The organism is Streptomyces sp. cg35 (genome assembly GCF_050410835.1).
In the GTDB taxonomy this organism is placed as follows: Bacteria; Actinomycetota; Actinomycetes; order Streptomycetales; family Streptomycetaceae; genus Streptomyces.
Genome location: NZ_CP191268.1, coordinates 7,379,581 through 7,399,326 on the forward strand (window position 1 = coordinate 7,379,581; position 19,746 = coordinate 7,399,326).

A 19,746-nucleotide genomic window follows, 5' to 3' on the forward strand; every position below is an offset into this window, starting at 1 on the left:
GGGGGACACCGGAAACGGTGTCCCCCTCTTCATGAGGACACCATCATGTACAAGCTGTTCTTCAACCTCGTCTTCAAGCGCATGGACCCCGAGAAGGCCCACTACCTGGCCTTCCGCTGGATCCGCCTCGCGGCCCGCACCCCCGTTCTGCGCACCTTCGTGGCGGCCGCCCTCGCGCCCCGCTACAAGGAGCTGCGCACGGAGGCCCTCGGTCTTCGTATGCACGGTCCTTTCGGACTCGCCGCGGGCTTCGACAAGAACGCCATCGCCATCGACGGCATGTCGATGCTCGGCTTCGACCACATCGAGATCGGCACCGTCACCGGTGAGCCGCAGCCCGGCAACCCCAAGAAGCGCCTCTTCCGGCTCGTCCCGGACCGCGCCCTGATCAACCGCATGGGCTTCAACAACGAGGGCTCGCTGGCCGTCGCCGCCCGCCTGGCCTCCCGTAACCCGGTGTTCAGGACCACGGTCGGCGTGAACATCGGCAAGACCAAGGTCGTCCCCGAGGCGGAGGCCGTCGGCGACTACGTGAAGTCCACCGAGCGCCTCGCGGCCTTCGCCGACTACCTCGTCGTCAACGTCTCGTCGCCCAACACCCCGGGCCTGCGCAACCTCCAGGCCACCGAGGCGCTGCGCCCGCTGCTGACCGCCGTGCGCGAGGCCGCCGACCGCACCGTGCGCGCGCGCCGCGTCCCGCTGCTCGTGAAGATCGCGCCCGACCTTGCCGACGAGGACATCGACGCGGTCGCCGACCTCGCCGTCGAACTCGGCCTGGACGGCATCATCGCCACGAACACCACCATCAAGCGCGAGGGCCTCGCCACCAAGGGCGACGTCGTGAACGAGACCGGCGGCCTGTCCGGCGCTCCCCTCAAGGAACGCTCCCTGGAGGTCCTCAGGCGCCTCTACGCGCGCGTGGGGGACCGGATCACCCTCGTGGGCGTCGGAGGCATCGAGAACGCCGAGGACGCCTGGCAGCGCATCCTCGCCGGCGCCACGCTCATCCAGGGCTACTCGGCCTTCATCTACGAGGGCCCGTTCTACGCCCGCGCGATCCACAAGGGCCTCGCCGCCCGCCTGAACAACTCCCCGTACACCACGCTCGCCGACGCGATCGGCGCCGATGTGAAGAAGGCGGAAGCCGCATGACCGCACTGGAACCCTTCGGCGCCCGCCTGCGCCGTGTCATGGACGAGCGCGGCCCGCTCTGCGTCGGCATCGACCCGCACGCCGCCCTGCTCTCCTCCTGGGGCCTGAACGACGACATCGCCGGCCTGGAGTCCTTCACCCGCACGACCGTCGAGGCGCTGGCCGACACCGTCGCCGTCGTGAAGCCGCAGTCGGCGTTCTTCGAGCGGTTCGGCTCGCGCGGCGTCGCCGTCCTGGAGCGCGCGGTCGCCGATCTGCGGGCCGCGGGCACCCTCGTCGTCATGGACGCCAAGCGCGGCGACATCGGCTCCACCATGGCCGCGTACGCGGAGACCTTCCTGCACAAGGACTCCCCGCTGTTCTCGGACGCGCTGACGGTGTCCCCGTACCTCGGCTACGGGTCCCTGAAGCCGGCCGTCGACCTCGCGCGCGAGTCCGGCGCGGGCCTCTTCGTCCTCGCGCTCACCTCCAACCCGGAGGGCGGCGAGGTCCAGCACGCCGTACGCGCGGACGGCCGCAACGTGGGCGCGACCATGCTCGCGCACCTGGCCGAGGAGAACGCGGGGGAGAGCCCCATGGGCTCCTTCGGCGCGGTCGTCGGCGCGACCCTCGGGGACCTGTCCTCGTACGAGCTGGACATCAACGGTCCGCTCCTCGCGCCCGGCATCGGCGCGCAGGGCGCCACGGCCGCCGATCTCCCCACGGTGTTCGGCGCGGCCGCGCGCAACGTCGTACCGAACGTGAGCCGGGGAGTCCTCAAGGCGGGGCCGTCCGTGACCGCGCTGCGGGACGCGGCCGTGCGGTTCGCGGACGAGGTGCGCGAGGCGGTCGCGGACGCCTGATGAGGGGTACCCGGGGGTGGCACTCCGTGCCGACCTTGGGCCTCGCGTCCGAATCCTGACCGGATTACTGGTCGTTATGTCTGAAATGCACAGCTCGAGCGAGGCTGACCAGGACTTTTCCGCTGTTCTCGCTGACTCGGACGGCCTTGGCCGCTAGTCTCCGTCGAGAGCGAACGGGCGAGCGCGTTGCTCGTTGCTCCCCAGGTGTGGGGCTACTAGGTTCCTCACCGGTCCGTATCCGACAAGTTCGACATCCGAGGTGACGTAGGCGTGGCTCTTCCGCCCCTTACCCCTGAACAGCGCGCAGCCGCGCTCGAAAAGGCCGCCGCGGCTCGCCGGGAGCGGGCCGAGGTGAAGAATCGACTCAAGCACTCCGGCGCCTCCCTCCACGAGGTCATCAAGCAGGGCCAGGAGAACGACGTCATCGGCAAGATGAAGGTCTCCGCCCTCCTCGAGTCCCTGCCGGGCGTGGGCAAGGTCCGCGCCAAGCAGATCATGGAGCGTCTCGGGATCTCCGAATCCCGCCGGGTGCGCGGTCTCGGTTCCAACCAGATCGCCTCCCTGGAGCGCGAGTTCGGCAGCACCGGAGCCTGAGCGCCACTGGCCGGCCCGAGGGCTGGTCCGGGCACTCCGGAACAACTGGAATAATCGCTGCATGAGTGAACGTCCGCGGCTGACCGTGCTCTCCGGCCCCTCCGGGGTCGGCAAGAGCACGGTCGTCGTCCATATGCGCAAGGAACACCCCGAGGTCTGGCTCTCGGTGTCGGCGACGACCCGCAAGCCGCGCCCCGGCGAGCAGCACGGTGTCCACTACTTCTTCGTCACCGACGAGGAGATGGACAAGCTGATCGCCAACGGCGAGCTCCTTGAGTGGGCCGAATTCGCGGGAAACCGCTACGGCACCCCGCGCCGCGCCGTCCTCGAGCGCCTCGAGGCGGGCGAGCCCGTCCTCCTCGAGATCGATCTGCAGGGCGCGCGCCTGGTCCGCGAGTCGATGCCCGAGGCGCAGCTGGTCTTCCTCGCCCCGCCGAGCTGGGAGGAGCTGGTCCGCCGGCTCACCGGGCGCGGCACCGAGGCGCCGGAGGTCATCGAGCGCCGGCTCGCGGCCGCCAAGGTGGAACTGGCCGCCGAAGCGGAGTTCGACACCACCCTGGTCAACACCTCCGTCGAGGACGTGGCGCGTGAGCTGCTAGCCTTGATGAAAGTTGTTTGATCTTCACCGTAGTTCTCACCCCAGTCTTTACCCATCGGAAGGCAGAGCGTGTCCTCTTCCATCACCGCGCCCGAGGGCATCATCAACCCGCCGATTGATGAGCTTCTCGAGGCAACCGACTCGAAGTACAGCCTGGTCATCTACGCCGCCAAGCGCGCGCGTCAGATCAACGCGTACTACTCGCAGCTCGGTGAAGGCCTGCTCGAGTACGTCGGCCCGCTGGTGGACACCCACGTCCACGAGAAGCCGCTCTCGATCGCCCTTCGTGAGATCAACGCGGGTCTGCTGACGTCCGAGGCCATCGAGGGCCCGGCTCAGTAACACCCGGTTCGCGTCACCACAGGCCCGGCAGTGCTCCTGCCGGGCCTGTGGTGTGTCATGGAGTCGTACGTTTTCGAGTGCGGGGAGGCACGGACAGTGGACAAGCCCAAGGTCGTCCTGGGGGTGAGCGGCGGAATCGCCGCCTACAAGGCGTGTGAACTGCTGCGACGCCTCACCGAGTCCGGCCACGACGTGCGCGTCGTCCCCACGGACTCGGCGCTGCACTTCGTCGGCGCCGCGACCTGGTCGGCCCTGTCCGGCAACCCGGTCTCCACCGAGGTCTGGGACTCCGTCCATGAGGTCCCGCACGTCCGGATCGGCCAGCACGCCGACCTCGTGGTCGTCGCCCCGGCCACCGCCGACATGCTCGCCAAGGCGGCCCACGGCCTCGCCGACGACCTCCTCACGAACACCCTGCTCACCGCCCGCTGTCCGGTCGTCTTCGCACCCGCCATGCACACCGAGATGTGGGAGCACCCGGCGACCCAGGAGAACGTCGCCACCCTGCGCCGCCGCGGCGCCCTCGTCATCGAGCCCGCGGTCGGGCGCCTGACCGGCGTCGACACCGGCAAGGGCCGCTTCCCGGACCCGGTGGAGATCTTCGAGTACGTCCGCCGGGTGCTGGCGCGCGGTGCCGACGCGGCCGTGTCCGACCTGGCCGGCAAGCACGTCGTCGTCAGCGCCGGCGGCACCCGCGAGCCCCTCGACCCGGTCCGCTTCCTCGGTAACCGCTCCTCCGGCAAGCAGGGCTACGCACTCGCCCGCACGGCGGCCGCCCGCGGGGCCCGCGTCACCCTGCTGTCCGCCAACGCGGCCCTGCCCGACCCGGCGGGCGTCGACGTCGTCCACGTGGGCACGGCCGTGCAGCTGCGCGAGGCGGTCCTCAAGGCCGCCGCCGACGCCGACGCGGTCGTCATGGCCGCGGCCGTCGCCGACTTCCGCCCCGAGGTGTACGCGAGCGGCAAGATCAAGAAGAAGGACGGCGAGGAGCCCGCCCCGATCGCGCTCGTCCGCAATCCGGACATCCTCGCCGAGGTCTCCGCCGACCGGCCGCGACCCGGCCAGGTGGTCGTCGGCTTCGCCGCGGAGACCGACGACGTACTCGCCAACGGCCGCGCCAAACTCGCCCGCAAGGGCTGCGACCTGCTCGTCGTCAACGAGGTCGGGGAGCGCAAGACCTTCGGCTCCGAGGAGAACGAGGCCGTGATCCTGGGCGCCGACGGCAGCGAGACGCAGATCCCGCACGGCCCGAAGGAAGCGCTCGCCGACCGGATCTGGGACGAGGTCGTCCGTCGCTTCGCCCCGGCGGACAACGCCGGATGAAATCCGGGTGAAACCGGCCCCGCCTCCGGAGTGAGGGAAAAACCACGTTCGCCCCTTCGGGCGCCCCGAATCCCTGGAAACTCGGCAATTTCGGGCGCTCCATGGTCTTCCGGAGACCGATCGTCGTATCGCAGAATGCGGTGTCGCAGGTCACAGCGCTCCCAAGTGGCGAGACGCGGGGTCCGGCGGCCGAGCGTGACCGATAAACTGGTCTCGGACGCCGCCGGGCGCAGCCCCCGGCAGTCCATCAATGATCAGCCAGCAGCCGCTGCAACCACAGGGAGCGTTGTGTCCCGTCGCCTGTTCACCTCGGAGTCCGTGACCGAGGGTCACCCCGACAAGATCGCTGACCAGATCAGCGACACCATTCTCGACGCGCTGCTGCGCGAGGACCCCACGTCCCGCGTCGCCGTCGAGACGCTGATCACCACGGGCCTCGTGCACGTGGCCGGCGAGGTCACCACCAAGGCGTACGCGCCGATCGCGCAGCTCGTGCGCGAGAAGATCCTCGAGATCGGCTACGACTCCTCGAAGAAGGGCTTCGACGGCGCTTCCTGCGGCGTCTCCGTCTCCATCGGCTCGCAGTCCCCCGACATCGCGCAGGGCGTCGACACGGCGTACGAGAAGCGTGTCGAGGGCGACGAGGACGAGCTCGACAAGCAGGGCGCGGGCGACCAGGGCCTGATGTTCGGCTACGCGTGCGACGAGACGCCGGAGCTGATGCCGCTCCCGATCCACCTCGCGCACCGCCTGTCGCGCCGCCTCTCCGAGGTCCGCAAGAACGGCACGATCCCCTACCTGCGTCCCGACGGCAAGACCCAGGTCACCATCGAGTACGACGGCGACAAGGCCGTCCGCCTCGACACGGTCGTCGTCTCCTCGCAGCACGCGTCGGACATCGACCTGGACTCGCTGCTCGCCCCCGACATCCGCGAGTTCGTCGTCGAGCCCGAGCTGAAGGCCCTCCTCGAGGACGGCATCAAGCTGGAGACCGAGGGCTACCGCCTGCTGGTCAACCCGACCGGCCGCTTCGAGATCGGCGGCCCGATGGGCGACGCCGGCCTCACCGGCCGCAAGATCATCATCGACACGTACGGCGGCTACGCCCGGCACGGCGGCGGCGCCTTCTCCGGCAAGGACCCGTCCAAGGTCGACCGCTCCGCCGCGTACGCGATGCGCTGGGTCGCCAAGAACGTGGTGGCCGCCGGTCTCGCCGCGCGCTGCGAGGTCCAGGTCGCGTACGCGATCGGCAAGGCCGAGCCGGTCGGTCTCTTCGTGGAGACCTTCGGCACGAACACCGTCGACACGGACAAGATCGAGGCCGCGATCAGTGAGGTCTTCGACCTCCGCCCGGCCGCGATCATCCGTGACCTCGACCTGCTCCGCCCGATCTACTCCCAGACGGCCGCCTACGGCCACTTCGGGCGCGCGCTGCCCGACTTCACCTGGGAGAAGACGGACCGGGTGGACGCGCTGCGCAAGGCCGCGGGGCTGTAAGTCCCGGGCGGCTGACCTCCGCGGGCCCGACTCTCCTTCGGGAGGGCCGGGCCCCGGCGTTTTCCCAGGCCGTTCGCTGTCGGTCCCCTCTGGTAGGAATGCACCTGTGAGCAGCGAGAACGACACGCCCGAGGAGCCCGCCGGCGGCGAGCCGGAGCAGCTTGCGTTCATCCGGGAGAGCGTGCGCAGGGCGAAGGCGCCGAAGGCGAAGCCGCGGACCTGGCGGGGGGCGGCGCTCGCCAAGGAACTGCCGGTGGCGCGGGTGCTCGTCGACAAGGGAGTGCTGCATCTCGACCGGTACTTCGAGTACGCGGTCCCGGAGGAACTGGACGCCGTCGCGCAGCCCGGAGTGCGGGTGCGGGTGCGGTTCGGCGCGGGTGCGAAGAACGTGCGGGACGGGCGGCGCGAGGGCGGCGGCCTGATCGACGGGTTCCTGGTCGAGCGGGTCGCCGAGGCCGAGTACCAGGGCCCCCTGGCCGCTCTGGCGCAGGTGCTGTCGCCCGAGCCGGTGCTCGACGCCGCACTGCTGGGACTGACCCGGGCCGTGGCCGACCGGTACGCGGGGAGCCTCGCGGACGTGCTGCAGCTCGCGGTCCCGCCCCGGCATGCCAAGGCCGAGGCCCGCGAGTTCCCGGCACCGCCGCCGGCCCCGCCCGCGCCCGAGCCCGGCTCCTGGCAGCGGTACGAACGGGGCGCCGATCTGCTGACGTCCCTCGCCGCCGGAGGCGCTCCGCGCGCCGTGTGGACCGCGCTGCCCGGGCCCGAGTGGGCCGCGGAGATCGCGCGGGCCGTGCAGGCGACCCTGGCATCGGGGCGCGGGGCGCTCGTGGTGGTGCCGACCGTGCGGCTCGCGGCGCGGGTCGACGCCGCGCTGCGCGAGGCGCTGGGGGAGGGGCAGCACGCCCTGCTGACCGCCGACGCCGGGCAGCAGCGCCGGTACCAGGAGTGGCTCGCCGTGCGGCGGGGGGCCGTGCGGGCCGTGGTGGGGACCCGGGCCGCCATGTTCGCTCCCGTGCGCGATCCGGGGCTGGTCGTGGTGTGGGACGACGGGGACTCCCATCACAGCGACGACCATGCGCCCTTCCCGCATGTACGGGAGGTCCTCGAACTGCGGGCCGCCCGGGACAAGTGCGCCTTCCTGCTGGGGAGTTGGAGCTGCACGGTCGAGGCCGCGCAGCTCGTGCGCAGCGGCTGGGCCGCCGCTGTCGCCGCGCCCCGGGACGCCGTGCGGCGGGTGGCCCCGCTGGTACGGACCGTGGGAGACCTGGACGTCGCCCGCGACGAGGCCGCCCGTGCCGCCCGGCTGCCGAGCATCGCCTGGGACGTGGCGCGGACCGCCCTGCGCGACGGGCCGGTGCTCGTGCAGGTGCCACGGCGCGGATATGTGCCGCGCCTGGCCTGTCAGCGGTGCCGGGAGCCCGCCCGGTGCCGGCACTGCGCGGGCCCGCTGGAGGCGCGGGAGGCGACCGGTGTGCTGGCCTGCGGCTGGTGCGGCCGGGACGAGGCGAACTGGCACTGCGCCGAGTGCGGCGGCTCCCGGTTGCGCGCCCAGGTCGTCGGAGCGCGGCGCACCGCCGAGGAGCTCGGCCGGGCCTTCTCCACGGTGCCGGTGCGGACATCGGGCCGTGAGCAGGTGCTCGACACGGTGTCGGGCGCGCCCGCGCTGGTCGTCAGCACACCGGGCGCCGAGCCCGTCGCCGAGGGCGGGTACGCCGCGGCGCTGCTGCTCGACGGGTGGGCCATGCTCGGGCGGCCCGATCTGCGGGCGGGGGAGGACGCGCTGCGCCGCTGGATCGCCGCGTCGGCGCTGGTCCGGCCCCAGGAGGCGGGAGGCACCGTGGTGATCATGGCGGAGCCGACGCTGCGGCCCGTGCAGGCCCTGGTGCGCTGGGATCCGGTGGGGCACGCGGTGCGCGAGCTCGCCGACCGGGCCGAGCTGGGGTTCCCGCCGGTGTCCCGGATGGCGTCGGTGAGCGGGACCCCGGAAGCCCTGCACGGGTTTCTCGGCGCGGTCGACCTGCCCGCGGACGCGGAGGTGCTCGGACCTGTGCCGGTGCCCGAGGCCGGGCCGGGAGCCGCCCGGCGGCCGGGGGCGCCACCGGCCGGGGAGCAGTGGGAGCGGGTGCTGGTGCGGGTGCCGCCGGGCAGTGGCGCGGCGCTGGCCCGTGCCCTCAAGCAGGCTCAGGCGGCGCGGATGGCGCGCGGCGGGATCGAGCCGGTGCGGATCCGGGTGGACCCCCTCGACATCGGCTGATCAGACGCCGACATGCCTCTGCCTCCCCGGACGTGCGATGCGGGGAGGCAGTCGGATGTCGGCTCAGCCGTTGCGCGGACCGGGGAAGGCGCTCGGCCGCGCCTCGTCCCGCAGGCCCGTGCTGCCCGCGGTCGGCTGGGTCGGCATCGAGCGGGCCGCGGGCACCGACGGCAGCGGTCCGGCGCCCAGCGGCAGGGCGGGGCGGGTCGGCGCGGGACTGTCCGTGGCGCGCTCGGCGTCCGCCGCGGCCTGCGTGGCCGCCCTGCGGGCCCCGTACCGACGGTGCACCGCCTGCTTGGTCACCCCGAGCGCGGAGCCCACCGCGTCCCACGAGAAACCCAGCGAACGGTCGAAGTCCACGGCGGCGGTCACCAGGGTCTCGACGCTGTCCCGCAGTTCCTGGGCGAGACGGACGGTCGGGGCGGGCGCCCTCCCGTAGACGACGAACCCCGCGGAGGGGCCGGAGCGGCGCGGGCGGTAGACGTTGCCGAGCTGCGCGGTGAGGGTGCGCAGCGCGTCCACCTGGCGGCGGACCCGCTCGATGTCCCGTACCAGGAGGTGCAGGGTGGCCCGTGCCTGGGCGTCGTGGGTTGCGTGGTCGGCCATTGACAAGCCTCTCGAACCGGCGATGAAAAGGATGGGGACGCGATCGCAGCGAGCGTCAGCCTGCGCTGACGATCGAGTGATCACGGCCCATTGGTTGGTCAACTCTTTCTTGACCAACGCGCCATTCAGTGAGGGGTCACGCTGTTCCGGCGTATCCGCATATGCGCAGGGCGCACGTTCAGGCGTGCGCCCCATGTGTGCCCCATGAAGCATCGCCATAGACTGGTGCGCTGCCCGTGACCCTGCCCCGAGAGGCCGTTAGCCACCGATGAAGCTCGTCTTCGCCGGCACCCCCGAGGTCGCCGTTCCCGCTCTGGACGCCCTGATCGCCTCCGACCGGCACGAGGTCGCCGCCGTCGTCACCCGGCCCGACGCCCCCGCGGGGCGCGGCCGCCGCCTGGTCGCGAGCCCGGTCGCGGAGCGGGCCGAGGAGGCCGGCATCGAGGTGCTCAAGCCCGCCAAGCCGCGCGACGAGGAGTTCCTCGCCCGGCTGCGCGAGATCGGCCCCGACTGCTGCCCCGTCGTCGCGTACGGGGCGCTGCTGCCGAAGACCGCCCTCGACGTGCCGACCCGCGGCTGGGTCAATCTGCACTTCTCGCTGCTGCCCGCCTGGCGCGGTGCGGCGCCCGTGCAGCACGCGGTCATGGCGGGCGACGAGATCACCGGGGCGTCCACCTTCCTCATCGAGGAGGGGCTGGACTCCGGCCCCGTGTACGGCACCGTGACCGAGGCGGTCCGGTCCACCGACACCAGCGGCGATCTGCTGACCCGGCTCGCCTTCGCGGGCGCCGGGCTGCTCGTCGCGACGATGGACGGCATCGAGGACGGCTCGCTCCAGGCCGTGCCGCAGCCCGCCGACGGCGTCTCGCTCGCCCCGAAGATCACCGTCGAGGACGCCCGGATCGACTGGAACGCGCCCGCGCTGCGCGTCGACCGCGTGGTGCGCGGCTGCACTCCGGCCCCCGGCGCCTGGACCGAGTTCCGCGGCGAGCGCCTGAAGGTGCGCACCGCGGTGCTCGCGCCCGACCACACGGACCTGGCGCCGGGCGAGCTGGGCGTCGGCAAGAAGAACCTGTACGTGGGCACCGGCTCGCACGCCGTCGAGCTGCTGTGGGTGCAGGCCCAGGGCAAGAAGCCGATGGCCGCCGCCGACTGGGCGCGCGGGGTGCGCATCGGGTCCGGCGAGCGCCTGGGCTGAGGCCCGCGGGCGCCCCTGCGGAGGCCGGGTCGTACGCTGAGAGGGTTCACCTCGGCGTACGACCTCTGCGTACCGCCCGTACGATCCCACCAGCGGAGCACCTTTGAACGACCAGCCGACCTCGTCGCAGCCGAACCGTCGCCCGGGCAGGCCCGGCAAGCCCCACCGCCGCCCGAAGAAGGACCCCGTGCGGATCCTCGCCTTCGAGGCGCTGCGCGCGGTCGACGAGCGGGACGCGTACGCGAACCTCGTGCTGCCCCCGCTGCTGCGCAAGGCCCGCGCGAAGGGCGACTTCGACGCGCGGGACGCCGCTCTCACCACGGAGCTCGTGTACGGGACGCTGCGCCGCCAGGGCACCTACGACGCGATCGTGGCGGCCTGCATCGACCGGCCGCTGCGCGAGGTCGACCCGCCGGTCCTCGACGTGCTGAACCTCGGGGTGCACCAGCTGCTCGGCACCCGCATCCCCACCCACGCCGCGGTGTCCGCGTCCGTGGAGCTGGCGCGGGTGGTGCTCGGCGACGGGCGGGCCAAGTTCGTCAACGCCGTGCTGCGCAAGGTCTCGCAGCACGATCTCGACGCCTGGCTGGAGCGGGTCGCGCCGGCGTACGACGAGGACCCCGAGGACCATCTCGCCGTGGTGCATTCGCATCCGCGATGGGTCGTCTCGGCGCTCTGGGACTCCCTGGGCGGCAGCCGCGCCGGGATCGAGGACCTGCTGGAGGCCGACAACGAGCGGCCCGAGGTGACGCTCGTGGCGCGGCCCGGACGGACCACGGCCGAGGCCGTGCTCGCCGAGGTGGGCGAGGAATCCGGGCTGCCCGGCCGCTGGTCCCCGTACGCCGTGCGGCTCACCGAGGGCGGCGAGCCGGGCTCGTTCGACGTCGTACGGTCCGGCCTGGCCGGTGTGCAGGACGAGGGCAGCCAGCTCGTCGCGCTCGCGCTCGCGAACGCTCCGCTGGAGGGGCCGGACGAGAAGTGGCTGGACGGGTGCGCGGGCCCCGGCGGCAAGGCCGCGATGCTGGCCGGGCTCGCCGCCGGGCGCGGGGCGACGCTGCTCGCCTCCGAGAAGCAGCCGCACCGGGCCGGGCTCGTCGCGAAGGCGCTCGACGGGAACCCGGGCCCGTACCAGGTGATCGCCGCGGACGGCACGCGTCCCCCGTGGAACCCCGGCACGTTCGACCGGGTCCTGATGGACGTGCCCTGCACCGGGCTCGGCGCCCTGCGCCGCCGCCCCGAGGCGCGCTGGCGGCGTCGCCCGGAGGACCTGGACGGGTTCGCCCCGCTGCAACGGTCCCTGCTGCGTACGGCACTTGAGTCCGTGCGCGTCGGCGGCGTCGTCGGATACGCCACGTGCTCCCCGCACCTGGCCGAGACGCGGGCCGTCGTCGACGACGTGCTGAAGTCGGTCGACGGGGCCGAACTCATCGACGCGCGGCCGATGATGAAGGGCGTGCCCGGGCTCGGGGACGGCCCGGACGTCCAGCTGTGGCCGCATCTGCACGGCACGGACGCGATGTACCTGGCGCTGATCCGGCGCACCGGCTGAGGTCCGCGCGCGCCCGGCACGGCACGGAAGGGCACGGCTCGGCATCGTTATCAGGCCCTGGTACGGACCGGGGCGGGCAACGGGTGCCGGGCATGGCAGGCTTGGTGCATGGCTCAGATCAACCCCAGCATCCTGTCCGCGGACTTCGCCCGCCTTGCCGACGAGGCCAAGGCCGTCGAGGGCGCCGACTGGCTCCATGTCGACGTCATGGACAACCACTTCGTCCCGAACCTCACGCTGGGGGTGCCGATCGTAGAGTCCCTGGCGCGTGCGACGGACACCCCGCTGGACTGCCATCTGATGATCGAGAACCCCGATCGGTGGGCTCCCCAGTACGTCGAAGCGGGGGCCGGCTCCGTCACCTTCCACGCCGAGGCCGCCGCCGCCCCGGTCCGCCTCGCCCGCGAGATCCGCGCCAAGGGGGCCCGCGCGTCCATGGCCCTCAAGCCGGCGACGCCCATCGAGCCGTACGAGGACCTGCTCCCCGAGCTGGACATGCTCCTGATCATGACCGTGGAGCCCGGTTTCGGCGGGCAGGCGTTCCTCGACATCATGCTGCCGAAGATCCGGCGCACCCGTGAGCTGATCGCGAAGCACGGACTGGAGCTGTGGCTCCAGGTCGACGGCGGCGTCTCCGCGTCGACGATCGAGCGGTGCGCCGAGGCCGGGGCCGACGTCTTCGTCGCCGGATCGGCGGTATACGGGGCGAAGGACCCGGCAGAGGCGGTACGTGCATTGCGCACGCAGGCCGAGAGCGCCACCGCTTCGGCCGCCTGGGCGTGCGGCCACTGAGCCACAGATACGTGAACGGCTTTCATCAGGGCTGATCAAGCCCGCCGGATCTGCAAGGATGAACGGCGTATCCAGGTTGTGAACGCAGTGAGTCGTGCAGAAGAGCAGTGAGGAGATCGCCGTGTCCGCATCATCGGCGGGTCGGTCAGCCCTGCGGATGGGACCCGCGGAGCTGGTGCAGGCGGCGGCCATGGCCCGTCGCTTCTACCTAGAGGGCAAGTCCAAGATCCAGATCGCCGAGGAGTTCGGCGTCAGCCGCTTCAAGGTGGCCCGGGTCCTGGAGACCGCCCTCGAACGAGATCTCGTACGGATCGAGATCCGGGTCCCGGCCGAGCTGGACGCCGAGCGCTCCGACGCGTTGCGCGCCCGCTACGGTCTGCGGCACGCGGTCGTCGTCGAGTCGCCGGCCGAGGCGGAGGAGTCGCCCGACCCCGAGAACCTCGGCGAGGTCGCCGCGGACCTGCTCGGCGAACTGGTGACCGAGGGCGATGTCCTCGGCCTCGCCTGGGGCCGCTCCACCATCCACATGGCCGCGGCCCTCGACCGGCTCCCGCCGTGCACCGTCGTGCAGTTGACGGGGGTGTACGACGCCGGGACCGCGGAGCGCGGCTCCGTCGAGGCCGTGCGCCGTGCCGCGCAGGTGTCGGGCGGCGACGCCCACCCGATCTACGCCCCCATGCTGCTGCCGGACGCGGCCACCGCGGCCGCGCTGCGCGACCAGACGGGGATCGCGCGGGCCTTCGAGTACTTCGACAAGGTCACCGTGGCGTGTGTGTCGATCGGCTCGTGGGAGCCCGGCATCTCGACCGTGCACGACATGCTCAGCGACGAGGAGCGCGCGCACTACGCGTCCCTCGGCGTCGCCGCCGAGATGTCCGCGCACCTCTTCGACGCGCAGGGGCGCCGGGTCGGGCGTGACCTGGGGGAGCGGTGCATCACCGTCGAGGCGGACCGGCTGCGGCGGATACCGGAGGTCGTGGCCATCGCGGGCGGGCAGCGGAAGGCTGCCGCCATCGACGCGGTGCTGCGGTCGGGGCTGGTGACCAGCCTCGTCACCGACACCGCCGCGGCTGACTTCTTGCTGACCGCCGGGTCCGCGCCCAAGCCCGCGCTGCAGCGGGCCGACCCGGACGGGGTGTGACTCCGGACCGGGGCTGAGGTCTCGGGGCGCCGCCCCGGACCCCGCTCCTCGATCGCCGGAGGGGCTTGATCGTGGCAGCATCGTGGCCATGCGTTCCCTCCGGCTGCTGCTCGGCGCCCTTGTCTGCTGTCTCGGCCTGCTGCTCGGCGGGTGCGCCGGCTCGGACGGAACGCGCACCGGGACGCCCGCCTGGGCCGCGGGCATGGCGACCGTGGCGGAGGCCCGGCTGCCCGCCGAGGCGCGACGCACACTGGAGCTCATCGACGACGGCGGGCCCTTCCCGTACGAGAAGGACGGCAGCGTCTTCGGGAACTTCGAGCGGGAGCTGCCCCGCCACCAGCGCGGTTACTACCACGAGTACACCGTGCGCACCCCGGGCGAGCGCGACCGCGGGGCCCGGCGCATCGTCACCGGGAGCGGCGGGGAGACGTACTACACCGATGACCACTACGAGTCGTTCAAGGCGGTGCTGCGATGAGCGGGACGGGCAGTCTCCCCGCGTCCCCGGCCGACTGGACCGTGCGCGTCCTGGACCTGGACGGGATCGTGGACAAGGCGGCCTTCATGGACCGCTGCGCCGCCGCTCTCGGCCTGCCCGGGTGGTTCGGGCGGAACTGGGACGCCCTCGCCGACGCCCTGGGCGACCCGGGACAGCTGCCCGAGGCTGAGGGCGCCCTTGTCCTGGTGGTCCGCGGCTGGGAGCGGTTCGAGGAGCGGCAGCCGGGGCAGTGGGACATCGCGCGGGAGGTCTTCGCGCAGGCGTCCGCCGTCACCGTGCTGCTCGCGCTGGGATGATCATCCAAGCGGGGTGCCTGACCTTGGGACGTTCGGCCCGGAGACGGATCGGACGGCCCCATGGGAAAATGAAGTACGTGCTTTGTGCCCCGGAGGGATCCTCCCGGGGACCCCTTCTACCGACTGGGATGTCCGCACGTGCGTTTCCTCAATGACATCAAGCCCGCGTACGACCTGACGTACGACGACGTCTTCATGGTGCCGAGCCGGAGCGCCGTCGGCTCCCGCCAGGCCGTGGACCTCTCGTCGCCGGACGGCACGGGCACCACGATCCCGCTGGTCGTCGCCAACATGACCGCCATCGCCGGACGACGCATGGCCGAGACGCTGGCCCGCCGCGGCGGACTCGTCGTCATTCCCCAGGACATCCCGATCGAGGTCGTCACCGAGGTCATCTCCTGGGTGAAGACCCGTCACCTGGTGCTCGACACCCCGATCGTCCTCGCGCCGACCCAGACCGTCGCCGACGCCCTGGCTCTGCTGCCCAAGCGCGCGCACAACGCCGGTGTCGTCGTCGACGACGAGCTGCGCCCCGTCGGTGTCGTCACCGACCAGGACCTGACCGGTGTCGACCGCTTCACGCAGCTGTCCGAGGTCATGTCCAAGGACCTGCTGCTGCTCGACGCGGACATCGACCCGCGCGACGCCTTCAACAAGCTGGACGGCGCCAACCGCCGCTACGCCCCCGCGGTCGACAAGGACGGCAAGCTCGCCGGCATCCTGACCCGCACCGGCGCCCTGCGCGCCACGCTCTACACCCCGGCCACCGACGCCGAGGGCAAGCTCCGCATCGCCGCCGCCGTCGGCATCAACGGCGACGTGGCGGGCAAGGCCAAGCAGCTGCTGGACGCGGGCGTCGACACCCTCGTCATCGACACGGCCCACGGCCACCAGGAGTCGATGATCAGCGCGATCAGGACCGTGCGCGCGCTCGACCCGCAGGTCCCGATCGTGGCGGGCAACATCGTCGCCGCCGAGGGCGTCAAGGACCTCATCGAGGCCGGCGCGGACATCATCAAGGTCGGTGTCGGACCCGGCGCCATGTGCACCACGCGCATGATGACCGGCGTCGGCCGCCCGCAGTTCTCCGCCGTCCTGGAGTGCGCCGCCGAGGCCAAGAAGTACGGCAAGCACGTCTGGGCCGACGGTGGCGTCCGCCACCCGCGCGACGTCGCCATGGCGCTCGCCGCCGGCGCGTCGAACGTGATGATCGGTTCGTGGTTCGCCGGGACCTACGAGTCCCCGGGCGACCTGCAGCACGATGCCCAGGGGCGCGCCTACAAGGAGTCCTTCGGCATGGCGTCGGCGCGCGCCGTGAAGAACCGGACCTCCGACGAGTCCTCCTACGACCGCGCCCGCAAGGCGCTGTTCGAGGAGGGCATCTCCACCTCGCGGATGTTCCTCGACCCGCAGCGTCCGGGCGTCGAGGACCTGATCGACTCGATCATCGCGGGCGTCCGCTCGTCCTGCACGTACGCCGGTGCCAACTCGCTCGCCGAGTTCGAGGAGAAGGCCGTCGTCGGCATCCAGTCCGCCGCCGGTTACGCCGAGGGCAAGCCGCTGCACGCCAGCTGGAGCTGACCGCCGGGGCCGTGTGCGCGGCGCTCGGAGGGGTCACCCCGCCGGCGCCGCCCACGCCGCCTCTATGCATTTGCCGCCCGGCGCCGGGCGGACGGCGAGCCGCTCGGCCAGCCGCTCCACCATGTGCCAGCCGAAGCCGCCGCCACCGCCCAGGTCCGGGGCGCGCGGCACCGGCGGGCGCGGGTCACCGTCCTCCACGGACACCGAGAGACCGCCCGCGTCGACGCGCAGCCGAAGGCGCGCGAGGGCACCGGTGTGCCGGGCCGCGTTCGTGACCAGCTCCGACACCACGAGCAGCACCGCGTCGGCGTCGGCCCACGGACAGTGCTCGGCGAGGAACCGGGCAGCGGCGCTCCGGGCCTGTGTCCCGGTGACGGGACCGTCCACCACGATCTCCATGCGTAGCTGTTACCCCGCGGTCGGATCTTCACCGTCACCGGGCCCCGTCGGCGTGCCCGGGACGAGGACCGTGTCGAGGCCGGTGATCCGGAAGATCCGCTCGACGACGGGGGAGAGACGGCGCACGGCCAGCTCGGCGCCCCGCTCCTGGAGCGCGGTGCGGGCCCGCAGCAGCACGTTGATGCCGCCACTGTCGAAGAACCGGACGCCCGACAGGTCGAGGGTCACGGTGGTGCCGGCCGGTGCGCAGAGCGCCGTCACCGACGCGAGCAGCTCCGGCGCCGTCTCGTAGTCGAGGTCGCCGGTGAGCGAGACGACCGGCCCCTCGGGGCCGTCCGTGGTGGCGCAGACCAGCGAGCCGTGCGGTCCGTCGGGTATGGACTCGGGTGCCGCGTGCGTCATCGGCTTCTCCGTACGGTCAGGGCGAGCGTGTCGTCCGGGTGCAGGATCACGGTGTGCATCTCCTCCGCGAGGGCGCCGGGGATTTCGTCGGTCGGGCGATGCCGGTGCCGGACGGCCGCCGACACGAGCCGGCGCTCGCCCTCGTAGGGGTCGCGACGGCTCTCGGTCAGGCCGTCGGTGTACAGCACGAGCAGGTCGCCGGGGGCGAGGTGCTCGTGCCACAGTCGTTCGCTGCCGGCCATCGGGTAGCCGATGCCCCGGCCGCGTACCTCGAGGAAGCGGGCGGTGCCGTCCTCGGTCACCAGCACGGGCGGCGGGTGGCTGCCGTTGGCGAGGTCGACGCGGCCCGAGACCGGGTCGATGCGGACCAGCAGGACGGTCGCCATCAGCTCGCGGTCGTAGGGCAGCAGGATCGCGTCGGTGCGCGCCACGATCGTCTCCAGAGGGTGTCCCTCCAGGGCGAGCGTGCGGACGGCGTGCGTCACGTTGAGCGCGCTGCGGGTGCTCGTCAGGCCGTGGCCCAGGGCGTCGACGACCGTGATGTGCACGGTGCCGTCGGGCAGCTGGAACCAGTCGTAGAGGTCGCCGCCGGTCGGGGCGTCGGTACCCGCGGGCGCGTAGTGGATGGCCAGTTCGAGCCCGTCGACCTTCATCGGCGCGGGGCGCAGCGCGTCTTCCAGCTCGCGGAGCATCTGGCCGTGGGCGCGGCGCAGTTGCTCGTCGCGCTCCTCCAACTGGACGTACAGGGCGAGGACTCCGCTGTTCGTCTCGTCCAGCTCATGGGTGAGCCTGCGCCGGTCCGACTCCAGGGCGTCGGCGCGGGCGACAGCCACCCGCAGCTCCTCCTCCAGGAGTTCGACGGGGGAGTCCCCGGCCGACTCGGCGGCCGGCGGGGGCGCCTGGCCGGGCAGCGGCACCCGCCACACCGTCGTGTCCGCCTCGCGCCGCGCGGGCAGCGGCAGCGCCTCGACCGGTACGGTCCAGGGGGCCCGCGGGGCCCGCAGGCGTACCGTCAGCGTCGGCTCGGACGCGGCCGGTTCGGGCGTCGACTCCAGCGTGATGGGCCGCCCCGCCCGCAGCTCGGTCTCCGCGACGCGCGCCACGGACATCGTCAGCCGGGTGCGCAGCTCGGCGGGCAGCCGGAACGAGGCCGCCAACGCCCGGACAGCGGTGCGCAGTTCGGCCGGGGAGCGATGGGTCGTGCGCTGCGTCGGCGCGGCGGCCCGATCGGTCATGAACTCCTCCTAGCCGCCCCGGTGACCAGGGCGGTCGCATCGTCGCGCGCCGAACGATATCCGTGTCCCAGGGCCGCGGCGAGCAGCCGGGGCGGCAGTCCCAGCAGGAAGGGGGTGGCCGTGTCCGCCCAGCGCGCCCCGATGCCGTCGCTGTGCAGCACCGCCGCACACTCCTCGGGCATGGGCAGCGAACGCGGCAGCGGGCGCGGCATGTTCCAGCCGACCACACCGGGCTGCCCGGTGGCCCGGGAGCCGACGCCGTCGTGGCCGACGAGCAGCAGCCGTACGTTGCCGATCCCGCAGTGCTCCACCGTGCCGGGGCGCAGCCGCAGCAGGCCGACGGCGGCGCCGCGGCCCGAACGCAGGGCGCGGTCCATCGCCGCGAGCAGCTCCGGCAGGGGCCGCTCCGGTCCCTCGCGGAACACGCCCACGGCGGCCGCGCTCGCCTCGGCGGCCTCGGCGCCGTGCCCGAGCCCGTCCACGACGACCGCCGTCCGGCCGCCCGGCGCGTCCGCCACGGCCGCGCTGTCCCCGCACCGCTCCTCGCCGCGCAGCGGCAGGCAGACCAGGCCGACGTCGGCCCGCGGCGGAGCAGCGCCCGGCGCGTGGAAGCGGGCGCAGATCAGCGTGCCGACGCCCGGCAGGGTGCGCAGCGTCAGCTCGTCCGCGAGCCGCCGGGCCGCCCCCATGCCGGAGCCGAGCGTCCCCGCGGTGCTGTACCCGTCGACCATGGCCCGGTCCGGGCTCGCCATGCCGGGGCCCCGGTCGACGGCGACCACGTCGAGGCCGTCGCCCTGGGGGTGGCGCTGCACGTAGACGGCGCCGCCGACCGCGTGCCGCAGCAGATTCCCGGCGAGTTCGCTGGTGAGCACCGCGGCCCGCTCGGCGGTGGTGCCGCCGAGCCCGCCCGCCCGCGCCGCGTCCCTCGCCAGCGTCGCCGCGTGGTGCACGGCGCTGGCGTGGTCGACGACGACATGCGCCGTCACGGCGATGTCGGCGGAGGCCGTCATCGCACCGTCCAGCGCACCACGGTGACCGTCGTGCCGGCGCCGGGCCGGGTGTCGACGTGGAACGCGTCCATCAGCCGCCGGGCGCCGCCCAGGCCGTGACCGAGGCCACTGCCCGTCGTCCAGCCGTCGGTCATCGCGGCGCCGACGTCCGGGATGCCGGGCCCCTCGTCCTGGATGACGAGGCGGATGCCCTCGGCGCCGCGCCGCTTGAGCAGCTCGACGGTCAGCGTGCCGCCCTTGCCGTGGATGTAGGCGTTGCGGGCCAGCTCGCTGGCGGCGGTCACCACCCGGGTCTGGTCCACCAGGCCGAAGCCGGACTCCACGGTGGCCGCGCGCACGGCATGACGCACCGTCAGCAGGTCGTCCTCCGAGCGCACTTCGTAGACCCGGCGGACGGTCACCTGGTCCGTGGCCGGCTGCATCGCGTGCGGGGCAC

Annotated in this window: 21 protein-coding genes; 15 read left to right on the plus strand and 6 right to left on the minus strand. The window is 72.9% G+C overall.

All coding sequences use genetic code 11. From position 1 onward, the window contains the following. Nucleotides 1-45: 45 nt before the first annotated feature. The 8 genes from ACQUQD_RS33805 to ACQUQD_RS33840 all read left to right on the plus strand — a co-directional run bounded on the left by ACQUQD_RS33805 (nt 46) and on the right by ACQUQD_RS33840 (nt 8,602). Complete coding sequence (locus tag ACQUQD_RS33805; protein WP_428955979.1) at nt 46-1,152, plus strand: quinone-dependent dihydroorotate dehydrogenase; 1,107 nt, start codon at nt 46-48, stop codon at nt 1,150-1,152. Beyond that, nucleotides 1,149-1,994, plus strand: a complete 846-nt coding sequence (gene pyrF, locus ACQUQD_RS33810; protein ID WP_428955980.1) for an orotidine-5'-phosphate decarboxylase — start codon at nt 1,149-1,151, stop codon at nt 1,992-1,994. The genes ACQUQD_RS33805 and pyrF overlap by 4 nt, the downstream gene beginning before the upstream one ends. Before the next feature lie 270 nt (nt 1,995-2,264). Continuing rightward, nucleotides 2,265-2,588 carry an integration host factor gene (locus ACQUQD_RS33815; protein ID WP_026246651.1) on the plus strand — a complete coding sequence of 108 codons (324 nt, stop codon included), beginning with the start codon at nt 2,265-2,267 and terminating at the stop codon, nt 2,586-2,588. Between the two features lie 61 nt (nt 2,589-2,649). Beyond that, nucleotides 2,650-3,207 carry a guanylate kinase gene (gene gmk / locus ACQUQD_RS33820; protein ID WP_428955981.1) on the plus strand — a complete coding sequence of 186 codons (558 nt, stop codon included), beginning with the start codon at nt 2,650-2,652 and terminating at the stop codon, nt 3,205-3,207. A 48-nt stretch (nt 3,208-3,255) separates the two neighbouring features. Continuing rightward, entirely contained in the window at nt 3,256-3,528 is a 273-nt protein-coding gene (rpoZ, locus tag ACQUQD_RS33825) for a DNA-directed RNA polymerase subunit omega (RefSeq protein WP_005319902.1), read from the plus strand. A gap of 57 nt (nt 3,529-3,585) precedes the next feature. Next, a complete protein-coding gene (gene coaBC / locus ACQUQD_RS33830; protein WP_428955982.1) occupies nt 3,586-4,851 on the plus strand; it encodes a bifunctional phosphopantothenoylcysteine decarboxylase/phosphopantothenate--cysteine ligase CoaBC in 1,266 nt (421 codons plus the stop codon). 288 nt (nt 4,852-5,139) lie between these two features. After that, nucleotides 5,140-6,348: a methionine adenosyltransferase gene (metK, locus tag ACQUQD_RS33835; protein WP_428955983.1), complete on the plus strand. Its 1,209-nt coding sequence runs from the start codon at nt 5,140-5,142 to the stop codon at nt 6,346-6,348. Nucleotides 6,349-6,454: 106 nt separating this feature from the next. Further along, nucleotides 6,455-8,602 (plus strand): primosomal protein N', encoded by a 2,148-nt coding sequence (locus tag ACQUQD_RS33840; RefSeq protein WP_428955984.1) that lies wholly within the window; start codon nt 6,455-6,457, stop codon nt 8,600-8,602. A gap of 63 nt (nt 8,603-8,665) precedes the next feature. On the opposite strand, the gene ACQUQD_RS33845 is transcribed toward ACQUQD_RS33840, so the two are convergent. Then, nucleotides 8,666-9,208 carry a hypothetical protein gene (locus tag ACQUQD_RS33845; protein WP_428955985.1) on the minus strand — a complete coding sequence of 181 codons (543 nt, stop codon included), beginning with the start codon at nt 9,206-9,208 and terminating at the stop codon, nt 8,666-8,668. A gap of 268 nt (nt 9,209-9,476) precedes the next feature. On the opposite strand from ACQUQD_RS33845, the gene fmt reads away from it, so the two are divergent. The 7 genes from fmt to ACQUQD_RS33880 all read left to right on the plus strand — a co-directional run bounded on the left by fmt (nt 9,477) and on the right by ACQUQD_RS33880 (nt 16,264). Beyond that, entirely contained in the window at nt 9,477-10,406 is a 930-nt protein-coding gene (gene fmt, locus ACQUQD_RS33850; protein ID WP_428955986.1) for a methionyl-tRNA formyltransferase, read from the plus strand. A gap of 103 nt (nt 10,407-10,509) precedes the next feature. Further along, nucleotides 10,510-11,955 carry an RsmB/NOP family class I SAM-dependent RNA methyltransferase gene (locus ACQUQD_RS33855; RefSeq protein WP_428955987.1) on the plus strand — a complete coding sequence of 482 codons (1,446 nt, stop codon included), beginning with the start codon at nt 10,510-10,512 and terminating at the stop codon, nt 11,953-11,955. Nucleotides 11,956-12,063: 108 nt separating this feature from the next. After that, the gene (gene rpe, locus ACQUQD_RS33860; RefSeq protein ID WP_428955988.1) at nt 12,064-12,747 is read left to right on the plus strand and encodes a ribulose-phosphate 3-epimerase; all 684 of its coding nucleotides are present in this window, start codon (nt 12,064-12,066) and stop codon (nt 12,745-12,747) included. A 157-nt stretch (nt 12,748-12,904) separates the two neighbouring features. Next, nucleotides 12,905-13,888 (plus strand): sugar-binding transcriptional regulator, encoded by a 984-nt coding sequence (locus ACQUQD_RS33865; RefSeq protein WP_428957720.1) that lies wholly within the window; start codon nt 12,905-12,907, stop codon nt 13,886-13,888. Nucleotides 13,889-13,976: 88 nt separating this feature from the next. After that, nucleotides 13,977-14,366, plus strand: a complete 390-nt coding sequence (locus ACQUQD_RS33870) for a ribonuclease domain-containing protein (protein WP_428955989.1) — start codon at nt 13,977-13,979, stop codon at nt 14,364-14,366. Continuing rightward, nucleotides 14,363-14,683 carry a barstar family protein gene (locus tag ACQUQD_RS33875; RefSeq protein WP_428955990.1) on the plus strand — a complete coding sequence of 107 codons (321 nt, stop codon included), beginning with the start codon at nt 14,363-14,365 and terminating at the stop codon, nt 14,681-14,683. The genes ACQUQD_RS33870 and ACQUQD_RS33875 overlap by 4 nt, the downstream gene beginning before the upstream one ends. Nucleotides 14,684-14,821: 138 nt before the next feature. Continuing rightward, complete coding sequence (locus tag ACQUQD_RS33880) at nt 14,822-16,264, plus strand: GuaB1 family IMP dehydrogenase-related protein (protein ID WP_428955991.1); 1,443 nt, start codon at nt 14,822-14,824, stop codon at nt 16,262-16,264. A 33-nt stretch (nt 16,265-16,297) separates the two neighbouring features. Here ACQUQD_RS33880 and ACQUQD_RS33885 read toward each other — a convergent pair whose 3' ends face one another. From ACQUQD_RS33885 to ACQUQD_RS33905, 5 genes are read right to left on the minus strand one after another with little or no spacing between them, the layout of a single operon-like run. Next, a complete protein-coding gene (locus ACQUQD_RS33885) occupies nt 16,298-16,663 on the minus strand; it encodes an ATP-binding protein (protein ID WP_428955992.1) in 366 nt (121 codons plus the stop codon). A 9-nt stretch (nt 16,664-16,672) separates the two neighbouring features. Then, complete coding sequence (locus tag ACQUQD_RS33890; protein WP_428955993.1) at nt 16,673-17,065, minus strand: STAS domain-containing protein; 393 nt, start codon at nt 17,063-17,065, stop codon at nt 16,673-16,675. Beyond that, nucleotides 17,062-18,300: a PP2C family protein-serine/threonine phosphatase gene (locus ACQUQD_RS33895; RefSeq protein ID WP_428955994.1), complete on the minus strand. Its 1,239-nt coding sequence runs from the start codon at nt 18,298-18,300 to the stop codon at nt 17,062-17,064. The genes ACQUQD_RS33890 and ACQUQD_RS33895 overlap by 4 nt, the downstream gene beginning before the upstream one ends. After that, nucleotides 18,297-19,310, minus strand: a complete 1,014-nt coding sequence (locus ACQUQD_RS33900) for an ATP-binding protein (RefSeq protein WP_428955995.1) — start codon at nt 19,308-19,310, stop codon at nt 18,297-18,299. Before ACQUQD_RS33900 ends, ACQUQD_RS33895 begins: the two co-directional genes overlap by 4 nt. After that, on the minus strand, nt 19,307-19,732 hold the full coding sequence (locus ACQUQD_RS33905) for an ATP-binding protein (RefSeq protein ID WP_428957721.1): 426 nt from the start codon (nt 19,730-19,732) through the stop codon (nt 19,307-19,309). Before ACQUQD_RS33905 ends, ACQUQD_RS33900 begins: the two co-directional genes overlap by 4 nt. Between the last annotated feature and the right edge of the window lie 14 nt (nt 19,733-19,746).